This is a genomic window from Nocardia sp. NPDC003693 (assembly GCF_053981095.1).
Map to the genome: position 1 here is coordinate 139,445 of NZ_JBSFNO010000010.1, position 25,434 is coordinate 164,878.

A 25,434-nucleotide genomic window follows, 5' to 3' on the forward strand; every position below is an offset into this window, starting at 1 on the left:
TTGACGCGGTATCCATCTCGAAGGGAGTCGACGATGACATCCGACAGAGCACACGGATCGGGACTGATGGTCTCGGGCGAACCGATGTCCCAGCCGCTGCGGGATGTGGGCACGGTGTCCCGGAAATTGGTGGGGCACTTCATAGACAATGTGATCCCGTGCGGCACGCTGCCCGGCGATGTCATCTCCGGCGAGGTCACCGCCATCACCCGGGTCTGCCTGGAGCTGGCGGTGAGCATGCTGGACGGCAAGGACATTCCGGCCAAGACCGGGCGGCTGTCCGAGGCGGCGGCCGGCTGGGCCCGCGAGGGCGTGCCGATCGACACCGTCCTGCACTCCATTCACGAGGGCTTCAAACTCGGTATGGATCTGATCCTCTCCGACACCTCGGCCCAGGAGGACCACCGCAGCCTCATCACCGGCGCCAAGCTGGTGGTGGAGATGCTGGACACCATCTCGGTGCCCGTGGTGGCCGCCTACGTGCGCGAGCACCGGGCGGTGGTGAGCGAGCACCACACCTCGGTGCACACCCTGACCTCGGCGCTGCTGAGCGGCCACGCCACCTCGACCATGGCCCGCGAATGCGGCATCGACATCGCCGCCGAGTATTCGGTACTGGCCCTGGCGATTCCTGAGCACCCGGACGAGCGGCACCCCATGCTGGACGGCCGGGTGGTCGCGCGCCGCAAGTTGCGCAGGCTGCAGGCCGAACTCGCGGTGCGCTGCGGCGACACCGCGCTGGCGCTGCTGAGCGTCGACGGCGGCACGCTGCTGGTGCCGACCGGGGCGACCGGCCCCGACCGGCTGCCGGAGCTGATCGCCAGGCTGTCGGCGGCGGCCCGGGTCCCGATCACCGCGACGGTGGTCGTCGCCGTACCCGGCGACGTGCCGTCGGCGGCGGATCGCGCGCACGAACTGCTGGACATGGTGCAGTGCCTGAACTCCGAGGCCGGGCTGTACCGCTTCGCCGACATGGCCCTGGAGTACCAGTTGACCCGGCCCGGCCTGGGTCGCGAGATGCTCGGCGCGCTGCTGGATCCGCTCGACAATCATCCCGAGCTGCTGCAGACCCTGCGCTGCCATATCAGCACCAATCTCAATCGCCAGCGCACCGCGCGACTGCTGCACGTGCACACCAACACCGTCGACTATCGGATCAAGCGAATCTGCCAGCTGACCGGCTTCGACCCGGCGGCGGCCTCGGGCCTGTGGCAGCTGCGCGCGGCCCTGATCGCGCGCTCGTTCAACGCCGCCGAGCAGGGGTGAAGCTCACCTCGGCGGTGGCGTAGCCGAACAGCTTGGCGCCGTGCGACTTCGCGTCGATGGCGATCGTCGCCACCCGGCGGCGGCGATCGCAGGCCACGACCCGGCCGTTGAATTCCAGTTCCGCGCCGCCGATGTCGGGCACCGCGAGATGGTGCATGCGATCGGAGTATTCGACCCAGTACTTGGTGACAGCGGCGGGATCGCGCGTCCACTCGCTGACGTAGCCGGTCGCCAGCGCCGACACCAGCATGCTCGGGACCACCAGGGCGGGCCGATCTCTGGACAAGAAGCGGTCCGAGACGGTCCCGGGTTCCGGATCACCAACGGCCAGGCCGTAATTCACGATGTCACCGGCGGCGACGGTGACATCGGCGGTCGGCAGTTCGGTGCCGACCGCCAGGGCGTCGAAGTCGATGCCGGTCCAGGCCGTGCGGCTGTTCCGGATCACGCGCCGGCCGCGGGTCGCGGCGGCCGGATTCACGCGCGCGGTCCGGATCGCGCCGTCCCCGGCGGCCAGGGTGCTGGTGAGCAGTGCCGCCGAGCCGCTCTGCACCACCGCGCCGGTCTGATCGGTGAGTACGCCCGTCACCGTCACGACGTCGAAGGACCGCAGGTGCCGCACCGATTCGAAGGTGATGTCGCAGTCGAGCACGTCCCCGGCCACCAGCGGGCGGCCGATCTCGAGCGTCTGATCGACGTGCACGACCCGATCGATCCGATATCCGGACAGCAGCTCACCGAGAATCTCCGAGCGGGCCCGCTGCCACACCAGCGTGGCGAACGTGGGCGGCGCGACGACCGCGCCGAATCCCAGTTGCCGCGCGGCCGATTCGTGCCAGTGCGCCGGATGATAAGCCTGCACCGCGCGGGCGAATTCCCGAATTCGGCCGCGCTCCACCGGAAACGGGCTCGCACACCGGATTCGCCTGCCGACCAATTCCCGGGACCGGGCCGGCGCTACTCGCTGGGTACCACTCATCATCGGTTCCTTTCGGGACATCGCCGTGGGGCGCCACGCGGAGCCTGCACGCGTACACCGGTCCCGACCATGATTCGCCGTCCGGAAACGCGGTTGGGGAATCGAATGGGATGTCTAGGCAATTCACCATGGTCGCGGCCGGAGTTTGTGACCGTCCAGCATCGGCCGGGCAGGCGCGGCGACGTGCGGATACCCCGGACCGCGGCGCCGCAATTCGCCCCGGGGGCACGGATTCTTGTCCGTACTCATGGTTTGCCCCAATCGAATTGGTGACCTATCCAGAACCGGTGTGCGGCGGCACCGGACACCGGTCCCACGGTTCTAGCGTTGCCGCGGTCGCGAGTTGAGAAGACCGATTCCGCAGCGGTACGACTCGCGCCTTCACTGCGCTGGAGAAAGGCACGCAATGACACGAAGCAAACGCCCCGGGGCGATACGGGTGGCGGTGCTGGCCGGGGTATCGATGCTGGCCCTCGGATTCACCGGATCCACCACCACGGCCGCGCCCGAAGCCCCCGCCACCGAACAGCAGCTGGCCGACTACATCGCGGCCGGGGTGAAGGTGGGAACGGTCGCGGGGACCGGATCCGCCTGCACCTCCGGCAGCGGCGCGGGCTCGGGCAACGGGTCCGGCGACTGCCTGGGCGGATCCGGGTCCAGTTCGGGTTCCGCGGGCGGGCGCGCCACCGACACCCAGCAGTACGGCCCCGAAATGACCTCGTGGCTGGCCGCTTTCGGATACGGACTGGCCAATCCCGACGCCGCGCCGCCGGGCACCAACGACTGGAACTGCAAACCCACCGTGGAACATCCGCGCCCGGTGGTACTGGTGCACGGCACCTGGATGAACGCCTACAACGGCTTCGCGTACATGAGCAAGCCCATCACCGATGCCGGATTCTGCACCTTCACCTTCAACTACGGCCGCTCCGACCTGCTCCAGGGCGGCGGGCTCGGTTCGGTGCTGCCCGGCGTCATGGGCACCGGCTACATCCAGGACTCCGCGAAACAGCTGGCGGTGTTCGTGGATCGGGTCCTGGCGGCGACCGGCGCGAGCAAGGCCGACATCGTCGCGCACTCGCAGGGCGGCTCGATGTCCAACTGGTACACCAAGTTCGAGGGCGGCGCGGCGAAGGTGCAGAACCTGATCACCTACGGCGCGACCCACCACGGGACCTCGCTCGTCGGGATCGGCGCGCTGGGCCGGGCCATCAACAACTTCGGGATCGACGTGCTGGGGCTGGTGGAGATCTTCGTCGGCCACGCGGGCATTCAGCAGACGGTCGGCTCGGACTTCGTGAACAAGCTCAACGCCGGCGGCGACACGGTGCCCGGGATCGACTACACGATCGTCGGCAGCCGCTACGACGAGATCACCAACCCCTTCGAACTGACCTTCCTGGAGGCCGGACCGGGGGCGAAGGTACAGAACATCGTCCTGCAGGACGGCTGTGAGCAGGACGTTTCCGACCACCTGACGATGATGTACTCACCCCGCGCGCTCTCCATCGCGCTGCGGGCGCTGGACCCGGTGCGGTTCCCCGCGCTGGCGTGCACCTTCAATCCGTGGCTGATCGGCGGCGGCGGCAAGATCTGACCGCTCGCCGGTGCGTGCCGGTCGGCCGCGGTCGCTCACCCGCCGCCGACCGGCACGCTCTCGTCCAGCTCCGATTCGATCCACGCGGCCATCATGCGCGCGGTCGTGGAGATGACCTCCTGGCGCTCGTCGCTCCCGATCTCCACCGCCGAGGCCCGGACCACGGCCGCGAATCCAGTGTTGACGAACACGAACGACATCACATCGTATTTGTGGTCGTTGCCCGGACCCATGATCTGAATCAGCAACACCTTGACCAGCAAGCGGAATCGCGGCTCCAATTCCGGCAGCCCGCTGCTGTAGAACTGCACGCCCGCGACCAGTGCGCGCACCAATTTCGCGTTCGCGACGAGTTCCTCGGCGAACACCTCGAGAATCTCGGTGATCAACCGCGATCTGGCCTCCAGCGCGGGCATTCCCTGTTCCGTGCGTACGCCGGACAACCACTGCGTGAAGCGCCGTTCGAGCTGTTCCAGCAGCCGCTGCAGCAATTCGTCCACCATGACACCGCGATCGGAGAAATAGCGGTAAACGGTGCCGATACTGACCCCGGCCTCGGCGGCTATCCGATTGGTCGAGGTATCGGCGATACCGCGTTCACCGAACAATCGGGCCGCGGTATCGAGAATTTGATCGCGGGTTTCGCGGGATCGCTGCTGAGTTGGAGTACGGCGCCGCGGTGGAGCTTTCGGCGGCATACGACCTCCTGCCGTGCGGTGAAGAATGAGCTTTGCTCATCTTAGGGCGCGGCGGGCGCGGTCCTGTAGGTTTTTCGCCACGGGCCGCAGGGAGGTACAAAGAATGGCGAGTCGAGTTCCCAAGGGCAGACTCGTGCGCGGCGGCCAATTGGGGCGGCTCGCCGCCGGGCAGGCCGCGCGCGGTGTCGGCACCCGGCTGGCCATGATCGGACAGCCGGAGCAGGCGCGCCGGATCCTGGCCGAGCGCTCCGCGCTGCAGACCGCACAGCAGCTGGTGACGGTGCTGGGCGGGATGAAGGGCGCGGCGATGAAGCTGGGCCAGATGCTGTCGGTGCTCGACGTCGATCTCATACCCGAGGAACACCGGGATATGTTCCGGGACAAGCTCGCCGAGCTGCGTTCACGCGCGCCGGCGGTGTCGTTCGAGGCGATGCGCACGGTGCTGGAGGGCGATGTGGGGCCGCTGGCACGGGTTTTCGCCGATTTCCAGGAAACGCCGGTCGCCGCCGCCTCCATCGGCCAGGTGTACCGGGCCACCCTGCGGGACGGGCGCGCGGTCGCGGTGAAGGTGAAGTATCCGGGCGTGGACGAGGCGGTGCACGCGGACCTGCGCAACCTCGAATTCTTCAGCAGGATGTGGCGTTCCGCGCTGCCGAGCGCGGCCGACGCCGGGGTACTGGACGCCGTCGCTCGCAACATCGGCGGTGAACTCGACTATGTCCGCGAGGCGACGACCCAGCGCCGGGTCGCGGCGCGCTTTCGCGGCCACCCGTTCATCATGGTCCCCGATGCGATCGAAGAGCATTGCGGCCCACATGTTCTCGTGACCGAGTTCATCGACGGCGCACCGTTCGAGCACATGCGCGCACTGCCCGAACCCGAGCGCGACCGCATCGGGGAACTGATCTACCGCTTCTACATCAACTCGCTGTTCACCGACCACGAGTTCTGCGGCGATCCGCACCCGGGCAATATCCTGCTGGCCGCCGACGGCCGCGTCGGATTCGTCGACTTCGGCCTCTACAGCGCCATGGACCCCACGCACGTGGAGTTCGAGCGCACCGCCCTGCGCGCGGCGGGCGAACACCGGGCCGACGATCTGTACCGGCAGTGGGTGGATCGCGGCATCATCGATCCCACCGCGGGCGTCTCCCCGCAGGAGTGCCTGGACTACGTCTGGGCAGCGGCGGGCTGGCACCTGCTCGACGAGGAGGTCACCATCACCCCCGAACTCGCGACCGGCGCGGTGGTGCTGGCGGTCAATCCCCGCTCGGCCGAATTCCGCGGCATGCGCCGGCAACTGCTCCCGCCCGAACACGTCTTCTCCCGGCGCACCGACCTGTTCACCTTCGCCGCGCTCGGCCAGCTCGGCACCACCGCGAATTGGCATCGCATCGCCCGCGAATGGCTGTACGACGAGCCGCCGACCACCGAGATCGGACGCGCGACCGCCGCCTGGCAAGCCTCCCGCACCTGACCGCCTGGGCCGGGCCACATCCGTCTCGCGCGGATCGGCCCTGACGCACAGCGCCCACACCCTGGCCCCGCACGGGCTCGAGCCCGCATTCGCGACGCGTCTCCGGGTGCCCGGCGCCGGGTTCGAATCACGGCGATCGAGACCCTGTCCGGATTCGGGCGCGCCCGACAGAATCCCCGCGGAAGGTTCCGGCTCGGGACCTCGTGAATCGAGACGTGGGCAGGATGGCGATCGGGTGACGCAGGCGCCGAGCGTGGTCGCGAGCGCGGACAGCGCCGTGACCGCGCGGATCAGCGGCCGGGTGCGGCGGGGGCCGGACGGCTCACGCGTGCGCGGGGCGGGGGTGCGGCTGCTGTCGCTCGGGGTCTTCGTGACGCTGTGGTGGGCGGTCTGCGCCGCGAAACTCGTGGACGCGCAGTTCCTTCCGGCGCCGGGAGCGGTCTGGGACGCCTTCGTGCGGGCCAACAGGTGGCACGAACTCGCGCCGGGGGTGCCGCGCGAGGTGCGCGGCGAGCAGAACTACTTCCTGTGGGAACACCTGGTGGCGAGTCTGCAGCGCATCGGAATCGGCGCGGGGGCGGCGGTGCTGCTCGGTCCGCCGGTCGGTTTCGTGCTCGGCGGCTCCCGGCTGGTGAGCGCGATCGTGGAGCCGTATCTGAACTTCCTGCGCATGCTGCCCCCGCTCGGCTACATCGGCCTGCTGATCGTGTGGTTCGGCATCGGCGACACCTCCAAGGATTGGCTGCTGTTCCTGGCCGCCTTTCCGCCCATCGTGATCGCGACCATGTCCGGCGTGCAGGGTGTTTCTGCCGATCGGATCAACGCCGCGCGGTCCCTGGGCGCGAATCGGCGGCAGGTGATCACGCGGGTGCTGTTGCCCGCCACCCTGCCCGAGGTGATCGGCGGCATCCGGGTGGCGGTCGGGTTCGCCTGGACGACGGTCGTGGCCGCCGAGCTCAACAACGGCATCCCCGGCATCGGCGGACTCGCGTATCTGGCCGGGCAGCAACTCAATACGCCGCTGACCGTGGCCTGCATCATCGTCATCGGACTCACCGCGCTTGCCCTGGACGCGGTGATCAAACAGGTCGGCGCCCTGGCCGTCCCCTGGAAAGGTTTGGCATGATCCGCACTCTCACCGCACTGGCCCTGGCCGGCGCGCTCACCCTGGCCCTGACCGGATGCGTCGAATCCGATCGCACGGACTCCGCGCGCGGCGCCGGAGATGCGGTGGCCTGCCCGGTCGCGGTGGACGAAAGCTTCACCGGCACCGTACGACTGGGCTATCAGGACATCCCGAACGGCGATCTGATCGTCAAGGACACCGGGTTGCTGCAGACCTGCCTGCCCAAGGCCACCATCACCTGGTCCAAGTTCGCCTCGGGGGCAACGGTCATCCAGGCGTTCGGCGCGAACTCCATCGACCTGGCGCTGCTCGGCAGCGCCGCGGTGGCGCGGGCGGTGTCGGCGCCGCTGAACCTCGATGTGAAGACGGTCTGGATCCACGATGTGATCGGCGCGGCGGAATCGCTGGCGGTCAAGGATCCGGCCGTCACCACGGTGGCGGGCCTGCGCGGGAAGAAGATCGCGGTCCCGTTCGCCAGCACCTCGCACTACAGCCTGCTCGCCGCGCTCACCGCGGCGGGCATCGAACGCGATGTGACGCTGGTGAATCTGGCCCCGGACGCGATCCTGGGCGCGTGGCAGGGCGGCGGAATCGACGCCGCCTTCGTCTGGGATCCGACCCTGAGCCGGTTGCTGGAGAACGGGCACACCGTGACCACCGCGGCCGACACCGCGAAGGCGGGCAAGCCGACCTTCGATCTGGCCGGGGCGCGCGGCGAATTCGTCGCCGCCAACCCGAAGTTCCTGGCGGTGTGGACCGCGGCGCAGAACTGGGCGGTGCAGCAGATCACGCAAGATCCGCAGGGCGCGGCCACGCATATCGCGGCGCAACTGGGGATTTCGGTCGACGAGGTGCGTAAGCAGTTGGGCGGCTACGTGTTCCTCGACGCCGCCGCGCAGGCCGGTAAGCCCTACCTGGGCGGGCAGCTCGGCGCCGATCTGCAGGGCTCCGCGCAATTCCTGTTGAGCCAGGGCGAGATTCAGGGTCTGGCCGCGCCGGAGAAGTACACGGCCGCCGTGTACGCCGACGCGGCCGCCGGGGTGAGCGCCAAGTGAGTTCGGCGCTCGATCTGCGTGATCGGGTCGTATTGACCGACGTGTCGAAGACCTACGCGAGCGCGAACGGGCAGACGGTCGCGCTCGCGCCCACCGATCTGGTGATCGAGCCCGGTGAGTTCGTGAGCGTGGTCGGGCCGTCCGGTTGCGGCAAGACCACACTGTTGCAGCTGCTCGGCGGTTTCCTGACCCCGACCACCGGTGATCTGCTGGTCGGCCCGGACCGCGTCGCGGGCCCGAGCCCCGAGCGCGGGGTGGTCTTCCAATCCCCCACCCTCTACCCCTGGCTGTCGGTGCGCGGCAACATCGAGTTCGGGCCGCGGTGCCGGGGTGTGGACCGCAAGACCCGCCGGGCCGAGGCCGAACGGCTGCTGGCACTGGTCGGGCTGGGCCCCGAGGTCGGCGGACAGCGGCCCTACCAGCTGTCCGGCGGCATGCAGCAGCGGGCGCAGATCGCCCGCGTGCTGATCAACGATCCGCGAATCATCCTGATGGACGAGCCGTTCGGGGCGCTGGATCAGCTGACCCGGGAGCGGTTGCAGGTGGAACTGCTGCGGCTGTGGCGACAGGCCGGCAAGACCATCGTGTTCGTGACGCACTCGGTCGAGGAGGCGGTGTTCCTGTCCACCCGCGTGCTGGTGATGAGCGCGCGGCCGGGCCGGGTCATCGTCGACCGGCGGATCGAGCTGCCCGGGGATTCGCCCGACCGGCCCCGCACGCAGGCGGTGACCGCGACCCCGGAGTTCCAGGCACTCAAATCGGAACTGGCGCAGGCGATCTACGACGCGCACGCCTGACGTCCACGCTGGTGAGCGGCCCGGGCGGGGGCACGCGCGACGGGCATTCGCCGAGCGACGAAGCGCGTTGCCCAGCAAAATCGTATTTCCGGGACATCGTGCACATCATCCGGCCCGGAGTGGGTACAACGGAATGGTGACCGCAAGAAAGCCCTGGGCTGTGCTCGCGTCAGTCATAGCCGCCGCTGCCATCGCCGTTCCGACCGCCACGGCGGCCCCACCGGCGGGGGTGGTCGCCGAAGTGCCCGCGGGCGAGCAGATTTCCCGCCTGGACGTCTACTCGCCCGCCATGAATCAGGTCATCTCCAACCGGGTGATCCCCGCGGCCGGCGGCGGTCCGGCGCCGACGCTGTACCTGCTCACCGGAGCCGGCGGCGGCGAGGACGGCATCTCCTGGTGGAACGACACCGATGTCCGGCGGTTCTTCGCCGACAAGAACGTCAATGTGGTGCTCCCGACCGGCGGGGCGTACAGCCTGTACACCGACTGGATCGCCGACGACCCGATCGCCGGGCGCAACAAGTGGCAGACCTACCTCACGCGGGAACTGCCCGCGGCGGTGGACTCGCACTTCGCGACCACCGGCCGCAATGCCGTGGCGGGCGTGTCCATGAGCGCGGGCTCGGCCCTCGATCTGGCTATTCAGGCACCCGAGGTCTACGACGCCGTCGCCTCCTACAGCGGCTGCCCGTGGTCCTCGGACGCCGCCGGGGTGGCCATGGCCGCGGCCATCGTGCTGCGCGGCGGGGGCAATCCGGGCAACATGTGGGGCGTGCCCGGCAACGAGGTGTGGCGCGCGCACGACCCGTACCTGCACGCGGACCGGCTCGCGGGCAAGACCGTCTACCTCTCCGCCGCCACCGGGCAGCCCGGGGCGATCGATCGCGGCGGGCTCCCCGCGCCGCTCGTCGAGGCCATCGCCAACTCCTGCACCGGGGCCTACGCGAGTCATCTGGCCCAGACCGGCATCCATTCGATCTACGTCCATCGCCCGGAGGGCGCGCACACCTGGGGTCAGTTCGAAACGGATCTGCACGAGTCGTGGCCGCACCTGGCCCGGGCCATCGGCGCGTGAGCGCACTGTCTCCCGGGTGGGCCGTCAGCCGCCCAGGTAGGCGCGTTCGACCCGCTCGGGATCGTCGCGGAACGCCGCGGCGGTGTCCTGGTCCGCGATGTGGCCGTGAACCAGGATCGCGGCGCGATCGGCGACACCGAGCGCCAGGTGCACGTGCTGCTCGACCAGCAGCACGCTCAACTGCTCCTCGATCGTGAGGGTGCGCAGTACGTCGAGGATCTCGGTGACGATGACCGGGGCCAGCCCCATGCTCAATTCGTCGATGAGCAGGACCTTCGGCCGCTGCAGCAGGGCGCGGCCGATGGCGAGCATCTGCTGCTCGCCGCCCGAGAGCTTGCCGGCCGCCACCCCGAGCCGCTTCTCCAGCGCCGGAAAGTATTTCAGAACCTCGTCCACGCCGCTGCGCCGGCGCGCCCGCTCGGCGATCGCCAGTTGCAGGTTCTGCCGGGTGGTCAGGCGGCGGAACAGCGCGCGATCGTCGGGCACGAGAACCATTCCCGCGCGGACGGTCTCGCGCGGACGCCCGCTGCCGATCCCGCTCCCGGCGACCAGCACCTCACCGCCCTCGCGGGGCACGAGCCCGGATAACGCCATGAGCAACGTCGTCTTCCCGGCCCCGTTCGGCCCGAGCAGACAGGTGATCTCTCCCGCCGTCAGCCGCAGGTCCACGTCCCGCACACACGGCCGCTGCTTCACATACCCGGCCGAGAGGCCCCGGCACTCCATGGCGACACTCACCGCGACGCCTCCTTCTCGGCCGTTGCGCCGCTGGGTGATTCGGGTTCCGTCGCGGCACCGATCGCATCGCCGGACTCTGGTTCCGGGTGCGGATCGCCGGACGCGGACGTCTCGCCGAGGACGAGCCCGGCGACAGCGGGAGGATCGGCGGGCGTTGCGGGGTCGGCGGGCGCGGATTGTTCCGGTGTGACCGGCTTTTCGAGGGTTGTTTCTTCGGTAGCGGCCGTTGGGTTCGCAGCCCCGGGCGATTCCGGGACGTCCGCCGGTAGGCCCAGATAGGCGCGCCGCACGTCCGGGTGGGCGCGGATCTCGTCGGGGGTGCCGGTGGCGATCACGGCGCCGAGGTCCAGGACGATCACGCGGTCGCAGATGCTCAGGACCAGTTCCATATCGTGATCGACCAGCAGGATAGCGGTCCCGCTGTCGCGGACCGAGCGCAATTTCTCACCGAGCCAGCGGCTTTCGCCGTGGTCGAGGCCCGCGGCGGGTTCGTCGAGCAGGGCGACCTTGGGTTCGGCGGCCAGCACCCGGGCCATGGACACCAGTTGGCGCTGGCCCTGCGAGAGCGAAGCCGCTTCGCGATCGGCGAGCTCGTCCAGGCCGAGGACCGCGAGCGTCCGTGAAACACGCTGGGCGACGGGAAGTTCCGAATGCGAGCGGGCGGCGCCCACGCGCACGTTCTCCGCCACCGTCAGATCGTCGTACAGCTCCACGTCCTGGAAGCTGCGCCCGAGCCCGGCGCGACTGCGCTGATGCGGCGCTCGGCCGTCGATCCGCACGCCCGCCAGCCGCACCGCACCGGTCGCGGTCGCGAACCCGGTGACGGCGTCGATGACGGTCGTCTTGCCCGCGCCGTTGGGCCCGATCAGACCGACGATCTCACCCGGGCGGACCTCGAAGCCGACATCGGTCGCGGCTTGCACCGCACCGTAGTTCACGCTCACCCCGGACACGGCGAAGACCGGCTCGGCCGCGTTCACCGGCCCGGGAGCGACCGTCTCCGGCGCGGTGTCGAGCGATGTTCCGCCGCTGCCCACCGCCTTGCGCGCGGGCCAGGGCAGGCGGGGCAGTTTGGCGGCGATGCCGTCGGGGTTGGTCATGACCGTCACGATCAGCAGCACGCCGCTGGTGACCGCGTAATAGTCTCCGGCGCCGAGGAATCGGTCGACCAGCAGGTAGAGCACGCCACCGGGGGCCATGATGCCGGCCAGTATCGCGCCGGTGATGGAGGTGATGCCCGCGACGTAGATGATCGCGAACAGCGAGATGCCGAGGAAGACCGTGAACGGTTCCGGCGTCGCCACACCGTGCTGATAGCCCAGCAGCGATCCACACAGTCCGGCGATGAACGCGCCGATCGCGAAGGCCAGCAACTTGGTTCGTGAGACATCGATTCCGGCGGCCGCGGCCGAACGCTCGTTGGCCCGCACCGCGAGCATGTCGGTGCCGAGCCGGCTGCGGCGCAGCCACGCGACACCGAGCCCCACGACCGTGAGCACCCCGAGGCACAGCAGCGCGAAGGCCATGCGCGGATAGGCCTCGCCCGCACCGATTCCCAGGTCGATGCCGAACAGGCGCGGGGTGTCCACGCGCGCGCCGTCGACGCCGCCGTTCAACTCGGAGTTGCGGAACCAGAAGGCCTCGACGAACACCGCCAGCGCCAGGGTCACCACCGTCAGCGGCAACCCGCGCACCCGCAGTGCGGGCAGCCCGACCACCACACCGACGAAGGTGGCGAACAGCGCCGCGAGGATCGGCGCGAACGGAAACGGAACGCCCAGATGCAGATTCAGCACGCTCACCGCGTAGGCCGCGACCCCGGCCAGGGTGAGCTGGGCGAGCGAGATCTGCCCGGCGTACCCGGTGATGACCACCTGGGAGAGCCCGAGAACGGCGAAGATGATGCTGCTGACGATGGCGGCGCGGTAGCTGCCGGTGGTCGCCAGCAGCGCGATGATCACCACCGCCAGCGAGATCAGGACCGGGATCGCGATGGCGTCGGGCCGGGGCGCGCGGCCGAGCGTCTTGCGCACCACGCTGCCGCGATCGGGCAGCGGCCGCCCCTTGAACACCAGGAATCCCAGGATCAGCAGCAGCGAGATGGCCTCGGCCATACCGGATTTGGGAACCCAGTCGTAGAGCGACTGCAGGTTGGTGGATTCGGCCTGCAGCGCCCCGATCGCGATACCCGCCGCCACCGTGAGTGCGATCGAATTGAAGTTGCCGACCAGGGTCGCCGCCAGCGCCGGCACGATGAACAGCGAATACGCGACCGGGTTGAGCGCGACCAGCGGCGCGATGAGGATGCCGCTCAGGCCCGCGACCACCGAGGACAGCGCCCAGTTGCTGAAGGCGATCCGATCGGGTGACAGGCCGGTGAGATAGGCGCCCTTCTCCGATTCGGCGGCGGCCTCGGTCGCGACGCCGAAGCGGGTGAGGCGGAAGATCGCCAGCGCCACCAGGGCGATCACCACGACCGCCACCGCCAGCCAGATCCGATCGGTCGGCACCTTGCGGGCGCCGATCGCGAAGGTATCGAGCTTGAAGATCGGCTCCACCGAGATCAGCCCGGTGCCCACGCGCTGGGCGATGAGCGCCTGGATGACGATCATCAGGCCGATCGAGGCGACGGCCTTGGCGACCACCGGCGCATCGCGCAGCGGCCGGAATATCAGTGCGTAACAGAGCACGCCGAGAACGGCGGCGACAACCAGGGAGATCGCCACGGCGGGGCCCACGCCCAGGCGCTGCCCGACGTCGATCGTCTTGGGCAGACCCGGTATGGGGACCATGAATTCACCGGTCCGCAGCAGGGCGTAGGTGTACGCGGTGTAGAGCGCGATGGTGCCCGTCGCGAAATTGACGACACCCGAACTCTTGAACGTCATCACGAGCGCGAGTCCGAGCGCCGCGTACACCGCCCCGTTGCCCAGACCGAGCACGAGGAAGAAAACATGGTCTGTCATGGCGAATCTCTCTGGCTGAAGCCCTGCTGTAAACCCTTCGCGCGCTGGTTATCCCGCGAGCTTGAGGTTGACGGCCACACCCTTGTCGTTGATCTCGCCGTACATCATCTGGCGCGAGCAGATCGAGGCCATCATGGGCGCCGCGCTGCCGTCGCAGGTGAAGGTGATGCCGCCGCCCGCGGGCATCTCGACATTGCGCGCGGACTTCAGCGCGGTCTTGATGGCGTCCGGGGTGATATCGCCCTGGATGCCGGCGCCCGCCTTCACCAGCGCCATGACGACCTGGTAGCCCGAGGCCGCCATGCCGGTCACGTGGGTGTCGGGCGCGTACTCCTGCAGCACGCTGCGGTAGAGCACCGAATCCGGGCGGTCGGACAGGTAGTCGGTGCCGGTGACGCCGATGCTGCCGACCACCGCGTCCATACCGATGATCTTGGTGACGGCGGGATCCAGGCAAACCGGGATGAAGACCTTCTTCACCGCGGGGTCGGTGGTCTGGATCGCCTTGAACACCGAGCTACAGGTGGCGGCGTCGGCCACCACGCTCACGCCCTCGGGCTTGCTCGCCAGGCCCGAGGTGACCAGCGGGGTCGGATCCGGCACGCCGAGCGGGATCGGCACGACCTTCAGTTCGATGCCGGCGCCCTTGAAGATCGGCGCGCCCATGGCGTTGATGATCGCGCCCGCGCCGCCGCCGTCACTGGCGAAGATGGTGAACGTCTTCAGGTTCTGCGACTTGGCCGCCGCGGTCATCGCGGTCAGCATGCCGGGCAGGCCCGCGGACAGCGCCGAGGAGCCCGGCGAGGTCAGCTCGGCCGCGGAGACGCCGCTGAGGGTGATGTACGGGATGTTCGCGCCCGCGGCGATGGGAACGACGGTTCCGCCCTGGGAGGTGCCCGCCGCCAGCACCGCGCTGACCTTCTTCTCCACCAATTCGTTGGCGCACTTGGTCGCCGAGGTCGGCTCCTCCTGCTGCTTGCAGACGATGAGCTCGATCGGGCGGCCCGCGAATCCGCCGCCGTTCTTGTTGACGTACTGCACGGCGGCTTCGGCGCCGGCGCGAATCTCCGGGAGCGAGACGACGGCGCCGCCTTCGGTCGAGACGAACCCGATCTTCACCGGATCGCCCTTCGCCGGGTTGCTCGTCAGCGACGTGGTCGCCGCGCCCGCAACGGGATTGTTCGCGTCCGATCCCTCATCGCCCGCGCATCCCGTCGCCGCGAGTGCCGTGAACAGCACCAGGGCGCTCACCGCCGAGAAAGTCCGTCTGCGACGCCGAAGTACACCGTTTTGCATTTGTCCGAGCTCTCCTTCTACACCAGCAAGGGCCTGGTGTTCTGCGACACACTAGAGGGCGGCGGTAATCTGCACCACTTATCGAGTAAGCCGTCGCACTTACCCGTCGGTAGCCTGCGCGCTCGTGTGCCGCGGTCGCATGTATCGCGCGGCATCGGCCGAATTCGCCGATGCCCGAAGATCTTCCGGATATGCTCGCCGGGGACGCCGACCAGTGGGAGGGAAACACACTGGACACCCTGTGGAGCTTTGTCGTCGATCACCGCCGTCAATTACTGATGGACGGATACCTGCACGTCTCGGCGGTCGTGCAGTCGGTTCTGATCGCGACGCTCCTCGCCGTGGCGCTCGGCGTGCTGGTGTACCGCAGTCCGCTGGGTTCGGCCGCGGCCACCGCGACGGCCAGCATCATTCTGACCGTGCCGTCGTTCGCGCTGCTCGGTCTGCTCATACCGTTCATGGGTCTCGGTGTGCCGCCGACTATCACCGCGCTGGTGCTGTACGCGCTGCTGCCCATTCTGCGCAATACGATCGTCGGGCTGGCGGCGGTCGATCCGGCGGTGTCCGATGCCGCGCGCGGAGTCGGCATGAATCGTGCGCGCGTCCTGACTCGTATCGAATTGCCGCTGGCCTGGCCCGCCATTCTCGCCGGAATGCGCACCAGCACAGCGCTGATCATGGGCATTCTCGCCATCGCCGCCTATGCCAAAGGGCCCGGGCTCGGCAATCTCATCTTCTCCGGGCTCTCGCGCGTGGGCAGCCCGAACGCCGTGCCGCAGGCGCTGGCGGGCACGGTGCTCATCGTGGTGCTCGCGCTGGTGCTGGATGGATTGCTCGTGCTCGTCGGCCGATTCACCGTCCCCGGGAGCGTCCGTGACTGAAACCAGAGCCGTGTCCGGCGCCGAGATAGTGCTGGACGAGGTGACCAAACACTATCCGGGACAGGCCGATCCGGCGGTACAGCGGATATCGATGGTCATACCCGCCGGGGAGATCGTGGTGCTGGTCGGGCCGTCCGGGTGCGGGAAGACGACCACCATGCGGATGATCAACCGGCTCATCGAGCCGACGTCCGGCGCCATCACCATCGACGGGCGCGACGTGCTCGGCATGAACCCCGACCAGCTGCGGCGCGGCATCGGGTATTCGATTCAGCAGGCGGGGCTGTTCCCGCATCTGTCGGTCGCCAAGAACGTGGCGACGGTGCCCGGGCTGATCGGCTGGGATCGGCGGCGGGTCGCCGCGCGCGTGGACGAGATGCTCGACCTGGTCGGACTGGATCCCGACACGTTCCGGGACAGATATCCGCGCCAGTTGTCCGGCGGGCAACAGCAGCGCGTGGGTGTGGCCCGGGCGCTCGCCGCCGATCCGCCGGTGCTGCTCATGGACGAGCCGTTCGGGGCCGTGGACCCCATCACCCGCGGGCTGCTCCAGGACGAATTGCTGCGGTTGCAGGCGGAATTGGGCAAGACGATCGTCTTCGTGACACACGATTTCAACGAGGCGGTGAAGCTCGGGGATCGCATCGCGGTGCTGGGCCAGGGTTCGCGCGTTCTCCAGTACGACACCCCTGCCGCGATCCTGGCCGATCCGGCGGACGACACCGTCGCCGGGTTCGTCGGCTCGGACGCGGGGCTCAAACAGCTGACCCTGACCAGGGTGCGGGATGTGCCGCTCGGGGACTGTGCGGTCGCGGTGGAATCGGATGCGGTGCGGTCACTTCGGGATGCCCTCGGCACCGGGGCGCAAGACCGGGGGCTCGTGCTGGACGACGGGCGGCGGCCGCTGCGCTGGGTGACGCGGGAGCAGCTCGCGCACGCGGATTCGCTGCGCACGACCGGGACGCCGGTGGACGGCACGGTTGCGCTGGAATCGACGCTGCAGCAGGCGCTCGAATCGCTGCTGGCCCAGAGCAATGCCACCGCCGTCGTCACCGGTAGCGACGACGAGTACGCGGGTCTGATCACCATCGACACGCTGGTCACGCATCTGTCCGCGATGCGAAACACGCACGGGCGCACCGGCGGCGGCCGATGACCAGCGCGCCGGAACGGCAGGCGGATCACATCCGGCTGATCGCCCAGCCGGTGCTGGCGCTCGCCCTCGGCGCGGGAGTGCTGATCTGGGCGTTCGCGCGGGACCTGACGGTGACCCAGCAGGCCAGTCTCACCGCGGGCAATATCACCGCGGTGACGTGGCAGCACGTCCGGATCACCGCGACGGTGGTCGCCATCGTCATCGTGATCGCCGTCCCGCTGGGCACCGTGCTGACCAGGCCCGGATTCCGCAGGCTCGCACCGCTGTTCGTCGGCATCGCCAATTTCGGGGCGGCGGCGCCCGCGATCGGGCTCATCGTGCTGTTCTATCTGCTCACCCGGGCGACCGGGTTCTGGACCGGCGTCGCGCCCATCGTGCTGCTGTCCCTGCTGCCGGTGCTGCGCAATACGATCCTGGGCTACCAGCAGGTGGATCCGGCGGTCATCGACGCCGCGCGCGGGCAGGGCATGGGCGCCCCGGCGGTGCTGCGGCGCATCGAGTTTCCGCTCGCGGTGCCGTACATTCTGGCCGGGCTGCGAACCTCGCTCGTGCTGGCGGTGGGGACCGCGACACTTTCGTTCCTGGTGAGCGCGGGCGGGCTCGGCATTCTCATCGACACCGGATACAAGCTGCGCGACAACGTCACGCTGTGGGTGGGCGCGCTGCTGGCGGTGGCGCTGGCGCTGCTCATCGACTGGCTGGGCGCGCTGGCCGAGCGGTATCTCGAACCCAAGGGGCTGCGATGAGGGGCGGAATCCGGCGCGGCTGTGCGGCGTTGGCGGCCGGGCTCGGGATACTGCTGGTGGCGTCGTGCGGACTGGAAGCGGGCAGTTCCATGCCGCTGCAGGTCGGGCCGGGCAGTATCCGGCCGGTGGCGGAGCTGGACGGCGTGCGAATCACGGTGGGATCCAAGGATTTCACCGAGCAGAACGTGCTGGGCTACATCATCGGGTTCGCGTTGAGCGCGGCCGGGGCGCAGGTGCGGGATCTGACCAACATCGTCGGATCGAACAGTCTGCGGGACGCGCAGCTGCTCGGGCAGGTCGACATCGCCTACGACTACACCGGCACCGGGTGGATCAACTACCTCGGCAACGAGAACCCCGTGCCCGGCTCGGACGCGCAGTTCGCGGCGGTCCGCGACGCCGACCTCGCCGAGAACGACATGGTGTGGGCCGCGATGGCACCGCTCAACAACACCTACGCGCTGGTCGCCAACCCGCGCACGGCGACCGAGAAGAAGATCGCCACCCTGTCCGACTACGCCGCGCTGGCCGCCGCCGATCCGAGCGCCGCCGCCACCTGCGTCGGCACCGAGTTCAATGTCCGCCAGGACGGTTACCCGGGCATGGCACGCAAGTACGGCATCGACGCGGGCGCGGTCCCGAAGCAGATAGTCACCGACGCCCTCGTCTACCAGGTGACCGCCGATGGAACCCAGTGCCGCTTCGGCTCGGTGGCGGCCACCGACGGCCGCATCCCCGCCCTGGACCTGAAGCTGCTGACCGACGACCGCGGCTTCTTCCCCCAGTACAACGCCGCCCTGGTGATGCGGAACGATTTCGCCTCCGCCCATCCCGCGATAGTGCCCCTGCTGGAACCGATCTCGGCCCGCCTGACCAACGAGTCCATCACCCAGCTCAATCGCGAGGTGGACATCGACGGCCGCGAACCCGCCCGCGTGGCGCGCGACTGGCTCGTCGCCGAGGGGTTCGTCACCGCGCAGTAGGAACCGGCGCGGCGAGATCGCGGCGGCGAACCACCACCAGCCCGGTCAGTGTGACGTAGAGGTCACCGCGCCGCCGGATCTCGGGCGGAACGCTGTCGCCGGCTCCGAGCAGGTCGCGTACGGTCGGCGGCGCACCGTCCACGCCACGAATCTGAGCGAGCCCGCACAGGTGTTGTCCCAGCGTGGCTCCGGTCGAGGCGGGAAGCGCCACCAGTTGCAGGGGCATCAGGGTCCAGAACGCGATACCGGCACCGATCTCGAAGCCACCACCGGCGAGCGAGGCCACCCCCGCACCGAGGAGCGGCGTCACGACCATGATCGCGACGAAGTCGATGACGCTGGAGGTCACCTTCCGCCGGTCGCGATCCGAGGGATATCGCGGATCACCCTCTGCACCATGGTATTCCGGCGCTCCAGCGGGGCTGCCATCCGCGCTCGGCTCCATGGCGGCGCGATAGGCGACCAGGTCCCGCCGCCGCACCACCACGAGATGCGGTGCCAGGGAATGAATCCCGCGAATACGGAACGGCGACCCCCGATGTCGCGCGATGGCCCGCCCGGTGTCCCGGACCCGCGCCCGGCCCGCGTCCCGGCAGCGAATCACCGCGAGCCCGCACACCACCTGCCCGGGGCTGCCGCCCACCCAACTCGGCAGCAGAAAGAACATCACGAACGCAACGACCGGAACCACGAAATACGCCAGGGGAGCCTGTGATGGGCCACCGAGAACCACCTGCGCCCAGGTGACACCCGCCGCCACCGCACCGAGAACGATGATGTCGATGAGCGCGGCCAGCACACTCCGTAGCCGTCGCGTCGACGGAAATCTCGAATCGGCCGGGTCTCCCAGGTAGCCCGGTTTCCGCTCCGCCGTACCGCGTCGCGGCCCCCCGCTGCGAATCATCGCGCCATCATGGCACAGGTTGTCGGCTCGTTTCGACCGTGCCGTGCCCGTCGGCACCCGCCTCTACGGCATCGGCCCAGGTGAGGGGAAACGCGTCGAACACGGACCAAACCGCAAGCGGGGGCACCGCGAACCCCTGTGCTGTCACGACTTTTGACTATCGGTCCAACGGAAGGGACAGCGGATGAGAGCGGTGCGATCTACGGCGTTGGGGCGGTTGCGGTGGGTGGTGGCCCTGGTGGTGGCGGCCGGGGGCGTTGTCGCCGGCGGCGGTCAGAGCGGGGCCGCGCCCGAGGTCGCGGGGGTGGTGTCGGTGCAGGCGATCAATGATCGGGAAGACCTGGTCCAGGTGTTCTCGCCCGCCATGGGCACGGCGGTGCCGGTGCGGGTGGTCAAGGCGACCGGGGCGGGACGGCCGACGTTGTACCTGCTCAACGGGTCCCGGGGTGGGCCGGAGGAGAGCGGGTGGGACGCGCAGACCGATGCGCTGACGTTCCTGCGGGACAAGGATGTCAACGTCGTCAACCCGATGGGCGGGAGCAGCTCGTACTACACCGATTGGGTGCGGGCGGATCCGGTGCTCGGGGTCAACAAGTGGCAGACGTTCCTGACCGGCGAATTGCCGCCGGTGATCGAAGGACTGCTGGGGGCCAACGGAACCCGTGCGCTCGCGGGGGTGTCCATGAGCGGGACGTCGGTGTTGAACCTGGCCATCGCGGCGCCGGGCTTCTGGCGCGGGGTGGCCTCGTACAGCGGATGCGCGCAGACCTCGGATCCGATCGGGCAGCAGTACGTCCGGATCACCGTGGAGAACTGGGGCGGCGGGCGCAGCGTCGAGAACATGTGGGGGCCGCTCGACGGGCCGCTGTGGCGCGCCAACGATCCGCTGGTGAACGCGGATCGGTTGCGCGGCACCGCCATCTACCTGAGCTCGGGCACCGGGATTCCGGCGGCCCCGCACGACACCCCGGCCGATCGGCGGGTGGCGGAGGGGCGGATTCCCCTGCCCATCCAGGTCACGTTCGGCGGGATCATCGAGGCCGCGGTGCGGCAGTGCACGACCAACCTCACCAACAGGCTGAACGAGCTGTCCATCCCGGTGACGGTCGACGAACGACCGGTGGGCACGCATTCCTGGGGTTACTGGGAGGACGACCTGCGCACCTCGTGGCCGTTCCTGGCCGGGTCGCTCGGCCTCGCCTAAGGCACGCGCGGCGCTCCGGGATCCGGCGGCGCGAATTGGACGCACACGGTTCCGAGTTGCTGCCGCAGCCGACCGCGCCGGCGGAGAACTGGCTTTGGCGGCAGGGTCACGGCGAGAATCGGTTCGCCGCGATCACCCTCCGCGCGAGCGGTTTCCGGCCCGTACTCGCCGCCGACCGGCAGCTCACGGGCGGTCGGCGGCGGCGATGTGCTCGCGCAACTGGCGGCGGGAGGAGATACCGAGCTTCCGGAACACCTTGCGCAGGTGGTAGTCGACGGTGTTGGGGCTGATGAACAGGGTCGCGGCGATCTCGGCGTTCGTCGCACCGGCGGCCGCCAGGGTCGTCACCTGCGACTCCTGCACCGTCAGTTGGACTTTCGGAATCGGCTGATCCTTCGGGGTGGCCTGCTCGCCCAGCGCGGCGAGTTCACGGTTGGCACGGTCGGCGAACATCGTCACGCCGATGCGCAGGAAACCGTCTCGGGCGTGGCGCAATTGGATCCCGGCGTCCTTCCGGCGGCGTTTGCGGCGCAGCCACTCGCCGTAGAGCAGGTGGGTGCGGTACAGGTCCGAGGGTGTGCTCGTGGCGGCGAGGGTCGCCAGCGCGGAGCGGAAAAGGGGTTCGGCGGCCGGTGTGTCGTCGATCAAGGCGAGGCATCGGCTGCTGACGCCCAGGATCCAGGGCGCGCCGCAGGCCGCCGCAAGACCGGCCAGTTCCACCGCGGCCTCGGCGGCGTCGGCGAGATGACCGCTGCGCACCGCCGCTTCGACGTATTCGGGCAGATAGCGCGGGCCGGTGTGCAGAAACGCGTTGTGCCGCAGCGCTCTCAGGTGCTCGAGCGCGGCGTCGTAGCGGCCGTCGGCGAGGTCGCGGATCGCCAGACCGTGCACGGTCGCGGAGTGCACCCCGGCGAGTCCAACGACCAGCACGGCGTCTGCGAGCTGCTCCACCTGCTCGTAGGGTGCGCCGGTCCAGGCCAGATACGAGCCGTTGATGACATGTTCGGCGGGATAGCCCATGGCCCTGCGGGTTTCGCGGACTCGCTCGATGGCCTGATCGGCCGCGCGGATGTCGCCGCGCTCCACGTCGGTCAGCGACCGGATCCACAGGTAGCTGTCGAGTGCCTTGAGCGCACCGTGCGCGACCGCGACGCGCTCACCCCGCGCGAGGTGGAGGTCGCGGGCACGCTCGTCCCAGAGCGCGGTGGTGAGCGCGACCCCGGTGGAGCCGAAGAGCAGGAAGCGGGCGTCGTCGAGCTCCGCGATGGCGGCGACCGCGGCCCGCATCGGCGGGACGGCCTCGGGGTACGGATCGAGAATGAGCGCGGCGAGCGCGGACAGAACCGTGGTGAGAACGCCGGAACCGGTGGCAGCCGCCCGCATCCGCTTCCCCAGCTCGGTGGATGTCGTTCCGCGCATGAGCCTTTCGACCGGCAGGGCCGCCTCGAACGCGCGCAGGAGAGCGAGTTGCTCGAGGTGCGGGTCACGACCGTGGAAGAGCTCCGCCGCCTGTTTCAGATGCAGGGGCGCGAGCGGCATCTGCTGTGCATCGATCAGGAAGGTCGCGAGCGACGCGCGCAACATCAGACGCCGCCCGGCGGCCACGGCGTCCGCGTCGGTCATCGAATCCGTTCGGCCGGTGCCCACGTCGAGCGCGCTCGGCCCGGTCGGACCGGTGGTGTGAACGCTCACCGCGGACCGGCCGACGTCCCCGCTGTCCGGCGCGCCGCCATCGGCTCCCGCGGCACCGATTCCCGAGGCAGGCGCATCGGATGCTCCGGTTCCCTCGATCCGTTCCAGGAGGTCCAGGGCAAGGTAACCGGCTCCCGCCTCGGCGGCCGCTTCGGCGGCGTCGAGCAGATGCCCGTGCCGCGTCTCCGGATCGGTGGCGAGTTCGGCGGCCTTGCACAGCAGGCTGGTACGGGAGATCGAACCGCCGCGCTGGGCGGCCCGCTCGGCCGCCGCGACCAGGAGCGCGGCGACCCGGTCGTCCCGGCGGGCAGCGGCTTCGGCGGCGTGCCAGGCGTGGATGTCGTCGAGGCCGCGCAGCTCGGCCGCTTGCGCCAGGGCGGCGTGCACCCGCCGCCGATCGGCCGCGGGCGCGGCGCCGTAGACCGCGGCGCGCACGAGCGGATGCCGGAAGCGCGCGGTGCCGTCAATGATCACCAGGCCCGCCGAATCGGCTGCCTCCCCGGCATTGTCGGGAATCGAGAGCAGAGCGCCGGCCGCGTCGACCAGTTCCAGGTCCCCGGTGGCCTCCGCGGCGGCCACCAGGAGCCAGTCCTGGGCGTCCGGCGGCAGCGCGCGCACCTGACGCTGATAGAGCTGCTCAAGCCGGTGCCCCGCGCCGACCGGGTGCGGGGCGAAGGAGGAGTCCGCGAGTTGCCTGGCATCGAATTCGTGCGCGAGATCGGTCAGCGCCAAGGGATTTCCGCCGACGGCCGCCACGATATCGGCGGCGACGCGCGGGTCGAACCGCACTCCCAGACGCGCGGTGAGCAATTCGATCGCCGTCGCTCGCTCGAGTTCGGCGACCGGGTGGACCGCGATGCCCCCGAGATGCACATCCACCTCCGGGTCCGGCCGCGAGGCGAAGAGCACCAGCACCGCGTCCGCGTGCAGGCGGCGGGCCGCGAAACCCAAGGCGTCCAACGATTCCCGGTCGATCCACTGCGCGTCGTCGATGGCGCACAGCACCGGCCGGCCGCGTGCGGCCAGCGCGAGCAGACCCAGCAGCGCCTGACCGACGAGGAACCGATTGGGCACGGGCCCGGTCCGGTGCCCGACCGCCACCCCGAGCGCCTCGCGATGATGCGCGGGCAGGTCGTCCAGCGGAATGTCCGCCCGCGCGAGCAGCCGCTGCACCCCGGCGTAGGGCAGGGCCTGCTCGACCTCGAACCCGTCCGCCCGCAGCACCCGGAACCCACCGGCCCGCGCGACGGCGGCCTCCACCAGCGCCGTCTTCCCGATCCCCGGCTCCCCCAGCAGCCGCAACGCCTGCCCGACCCGGTTGCGCGCGGCACTGATCCGCCCGCTCAGCTCCTCGAGTTCGGCCACCCGCCCGACGAGCACACCCTTGTCCCCGGTCACGGTAGCCACACCTGTCGCAAGGGTGGTCGCGCACCGGCGGCCCGGACCGTCACGACCCCTCGGCTACGAAGACGCGTCACCACCGACCCGCCACAACCCAATCGCACGTTCATCGGAACCTCACACGCGGAACGGCCATCGAAACGCTCCCTCCGTGTGACTACAGGCCCGGAATGGGAAGCTTAGATCCCGCTGAGCAGCACATTGTGCCAGGAGTGCACGGGTTTGCGCCCGACAGCGCACGAAGGTTTGGATCTCACCGCCGAAAATCCGGGTCCCGGAAAGCGAGATTCGGCCGCCCACGCGGAACGGTCGGCGAGCGCCGATCTCACTGCGGATTCCCTTCCCACCCAGCGTCGCCCGCGTGCATCACGCGCCGCCACTCGCTCGGCGTCATCCCGTAGGCGCGGCGGAAGCGGCGGGCGAAGTGGGAACGATCGCGAAAGCCCCAGCGGGCGGCGATCACGCCGATCGAGCGGTGGGCGGCGAGGGGGCCGGAGAGCTCGGCCCGGACCCGTTCCAGGCGTTGGTCGATGATCCACTGGGCGAGGGAGAAGTCGGCGGCGGCACAGATCTTGTAGAGGTAGCGGGGAGAGACGCCGTGGGCGCGGGCGATCATCGTCGCGTCCAGGTCGGGGTTGCCCAGGTTGCGCAGGATGTAGGCGCGGACGCGGGTCAGGAGCACCCGGCCGGGCAGGATCGTCGCGTCGAGATCAGGGCGGGCGGCCGAGAGCAGCAGGCCGCGAACCAGTTCCGCGCTGGCGGAGCCGGTGTACACGGCGGCGACGCCGGCGCTGAGCGCGTCCGCGGCGGCCGTCAGCGCCAGTATGTGGTCCGTGGTCAGGCGGTACAGGGGACTCTCGCGCACCGCGCGGGCCGCCGAGTGCAGCACGCGCGGCGGCAGATCCAGCCGATCCAGCGGCACGTACAGGCAGGTGGAGGCCCCGCGCCCGCTCCAGCGAAAGTCGTACGGCGCGTTGAGGTCCATCACGTGCAACTCGCCCACCGGCACCGTGCACCGATCACCGAACTGTTCGTACCGGCCGAGGCCGCGCTGCTGCACCGCGACGGCGAGCATGGGCGCTTCGAACGCGCGCACCTGACGTTCGGTGCGGCGCAGCCGGATTCCGGACATCTCGGCTCGGAACACGCTCTCGGTCCCGAACTCCCACATCTCGAACACGCCGTGCACCGGTCCCCCGGGGTCCTCGTGCGTCACGTGCGAGGGCACCGAGGAGGTCTGCATGGCGTCGCAGATGGCGTCGGCGCGTTCGTGCGCCGCGAGCTCCCGCGTATCGAAAACTATGGTCACGGCCGTGACGACCGGTGGATATCTGCTGGCATGGTCAGCAGATTCTGACACCTTGGACCGATGTCCGGTTAGTGCGCGATCCGCATAT

General features: G+C 69.6%; 20 protein-coding genes. 12 read left to right on the plus strand and 8 right to left on the minus strand.

What is annotated here, in order from left to right; genetic code table 11:
* Positions 1–33: 33 nt before the first annotated feature.
* Entirely contained in the window at positions 34–1,266 is a 1,233-nt protein-coding gene (locus ACWDOP_RS14155; protein WP_456345397.1) for a PucR family transcriptional regulator, read from the plus strand.
* On the opposite strand, the gene ACWDOP_RS14160 is transcribed toward ACWDOP_RS14155, so the two are convergent.
* Positions 1,244–2,245, minus strand: a complete 1,002-nt coding sequence (locus tag ACWDOP_RS14160; RefSeq protein WP_456345398.1) for an FAS1-like dehydratase domain-containing protein — start codon at positions 2,243–2,245, stop codon at positions 1,244–1,246. The genes ACWDOP_RS14155 and ACWDOP_RS14160 overlap by 23 nt on opposite strands.
* 406 nt (positions 2,246–2,651) lie before the next feature.
* Between ACWDOP_RS14160 and ACWDOP_RS14165 the strand changes: the two genes are divergently transcribed.
* Positions 2,652–3,842: an esterase/lipase family protein gene (locus tag ACWDOP_RS14165; RefSeq protein ID WP_456345399.1), complete on the plus strand. Its 1,191-nt coding sequence runs from the start codon at positions 2,652–2,654 to the stop codon at positions 3,840–3,842.
* A 35-nt stretch (positions 3,843–3,877) separates the two neighbouring features.
* Here ACWDOP_RS14165 and ACWDOP_RS14170 read toward each other — a convergent pair whose 3' ends face one another.
* The gene (locus tag ACWDOP_RS14170; protein ID WP_456345400.1) at positions 3,878–4,540 is read right to left on the minus strand and encodes a TetR/AcrR family transcriptional regulator; all 663 of its coding nucleotides are present in this window, start codon (positions 4,538–4,540) and stop codon (positions 3,878–3,880) included.
* 103 nt (positions 4,541–4,643) lie between these two features.
* Between ACWDOP_RS14170 and ACWDOP_RS14175 the strand changes: the two genes are divergently transcribed.
* From ACWDOP_RS14175 to ACWDOP_RS14195, 5 genes are all read left to right on the plus strand, one after another.
* Positions 4,644–6,017, plus strand: a complete 1,374-nt coding sequence (locus ACWDOP_RS14175; protein WP_456345401.1) for an ABC1 kinase family protein — start codon at positions 4,644–4,646, stop codon at positions 6,015–6,017.
* A 235-nt stretch (positions 6,018–6,252) separates the two neighbouring features.
* Positions 6,253–7,143 carry an ABC transporter permease gene (locus ACWDOP_RS14180; protein ID WP_456345402.1) on the plus strand — a complete coding sequence of 297 codons (891 nt, stop codon included), beginning with the start codon at positions 6,253–6,255 and terminating at the stop codon, positions 7,141–7,143.
* Positions 7,140–8,198 carry a taurine ABC transporter substrate-binding protein gene (locus ACWDOP_RS14185; protein ID WP_456345403.1) on the plus strand — a complete coding sequence of 353 codons (1,059 nt, stop codon included), beginning with the start codon at positions 7,140–7,142 and terminating at the stop codon, positions 8,196–8,198. The genes ACWDOP_RS14180 and ACWDOP_RS14185 overlap by 4 nt, the downstream gene beginning before the upstream one ends.
* Positions 8,195–8,995, plus strand: a complete 801-nt coding sequence (locus ACWDOP_RS14190; RefSeq protein WP_456345404.1) for an ABC transporter ATP-binding protein — start codon at positions 8,195–8,197, stop codon at positions 8,993–8,995. The genes ACWDOP_RS14185 and ACWDOP_RS14190 overlap by 4 nt, the downstream gene beginning before the upstream one ends.
* A 133-nt stretch (positions 8,996–9,128) precedes the next feature.
* The gene (locus tag ACWDOP_RS14195; RefSeq protein WP_456345405.1) at positions 9,129–10,070 is read left to right on the plus strand and encodes an alpha/beta hydrolase; all 942 of its coding nucleotides are present in this window, start codon (positions 9,129–9,131) and stop codon (positions 10,068–10,070) included.
* Between the two features lie 24 nt (positions 10,071–10,094).
* On the opposite strand, the gene ACWDOP_RS14200 is transcribed toward ACWDOP_RS14195, so the two are convergent.
* Genes ACWDOP_RS14200 through ACWDOP_RS14210 form a run of 3 tightly spaced genes read right to left on the minus strand, consistent with a single transcriptional unit; the run spans position 10,095 to position 15,025 of the window.
* The gene (locus ACWDOP_RS14200; RefSeq protein WP_456345455.1) at positions 10,095–10,796 is read right to left on the minus strand and encodes an ABC transporter ATP-binding protein; all 702 of its coding nucleotides are present in this window, start codon (positions 10,794–10,796) and stop codon (positions 10,095–10,097) included.
* A gap of 8 nt (positions 10,797–10,804) precedes the next feature.
* A complete protein-coding gene (locus ACWDOP_RS14205) occupies positions 10,805–13,774 on the minus strand; it encodes an ABC transporter permease subunit (protein ID WP_456345406.1) in 2,970 nt (989 codons plus the stop codon).
* A 48-nt stretch (positions 13,775–13,822) separates the two neighbouring features.
* Positions 13,823–15,025: an ABC transporter substrate-binding protein gene (locus ACWDOP_RS14210; RefSeq protein WP_454200234.1), complete on the minus strand. Its 1,203-nt coding sequence runs from the start codon at positions 15,023–15,025 to the stop codon at positions 13,823–13,825.
* A 275-nt stretch (positions 15,026–15,300) separates the two neighbouring features.
* On the opposite strand from ACWDOP_RS14210, the gene ACWDOP_RS14215 reads away from it, so the two are divergent.
* Genes ACWDOP_RS14215 through ACWDOP_RS14230 form a run of 4 tightly spaced genes read left to right on the plus strand, consistent with a single transcriptional unit; the run spans position 15,301 to position 18,836 of the window.
* Positions 15,301–15,951 carry an ABC transporter permease gene (locus ACWDOP_RS14215; RefSeq protein ID WP_454200586.1) on the plus strand — a complete coding sequence of 217 codons (651 nt, stop codon included), beginning with the start codon at positions 15,301–15,303 and terminating at the stop codon, positions 15,949–15,951.
* Positions 15,896–17,107, plus strand: coding sequence for an ABC transporter ATP-binding protein (locus ACWDOP_RS14220; RefSeq protein WP_456345407.1), 1,212 nt, complete (start codon positions 15,896–15,898; stop codon positions 17,105–17,107). The genes ACWDOP_RS14215 and ACWDOP_RS14220 overlap by 56 nt, the downstream gene beginning before the upstream one ends.
* The gene (locus ACWDOP_RS14225) at positions 17,104–17,853 is read left to right on the plus strand and encodes an ABC transporter permease (RefSeq protein ID WP_456345408.1); all 750 of its coding nucleotides are present in this window, start codon (positions 17,104–17,106) and stop codon (positions 17,851–17,853) included. The genes ACWDOP_RS14220 and ACWDOP_RS14225 overlap by 4 nt, the downstream gene beginning before the upstream one ends.
* Complete coding sequence (locus ACWDOP_RS14230; protein ID WP_456345409.1) at positions 17,850–18,836, plus strand: glycine betaine ABC transporter substrate-binding protein; 987 nt, start codon at positions 17,850–17,852, stop codon at positions 18,834–18,836. Before ACWDOP_RS14225 ends, ACWDOP_RS14230 begins: the two co-directional genes overlap by 4 nt.
* On the opposite strand, the gene ACWDOP_RS14235 is transcribed toward ACWDOP_RS14230, so the two are convergent.
* A complete protein-coding gene (locus tag ACWDOP_RS14235; protein ID WP_456345410.1) occupies positions 18,823–19,635 on the minus strand; it encodes an RDD family protein in 813 nt (270 codons plus the stop codon). The two genes, ACWDOP_RS14230 and ACWDOP_RS14235, sit on opposite strands and share 14 nt — an antisense overlap.
* A gap of 289 nt (positions 19,636–19,924) precedes the next feature.
* Between ACWDOP_RS14235 and ACWDOP_RS14240 the strand changes: the two genes are divergently transcribed.
* Positions 19,925–20,944: an alpha/beta hydrolase gene (locus ACWDOP_RS14240; RefSeq protein WP_456345411.1), complete on the plus strand. Its 1,020-nt coding sequence runs from the start codon at positions 19,925–19,927 to the stop codon at positions 20,942–20,944.
* 183 nt (positions 20,945–21,127) lie between these two features.
* Here ACWDOP_RS14240 and ACWDOP_RS14245 read toward each other — a convergent pair whose 3' ends face one another.
* Positions 21,128–24,034, minus strand: coding sequence for an AAA family ATPase (locus tag ACWDOP_RS14245; RefSeq protein ID WP_456345412.1), 2,907 nt, complete (start codon positions 24,032–24,034; stop codon positions 21,128–21,130).
* A gap of 328 nt (positions 24,035–24,362) precedes the next feature.
* A complete protein-coding gene (locus ACWDOP_RS14250) occupies positions 24,363–25,346 on the minus strand; it encodes a helix-turn-helix domain-containing protein (RefSeq protein ID WP_456345413.1) in 984 nt (327 codons plus the stop codon).
* Between the last annotated feature and the right edge of the window lie 88 nt (positions 25,347–25,434).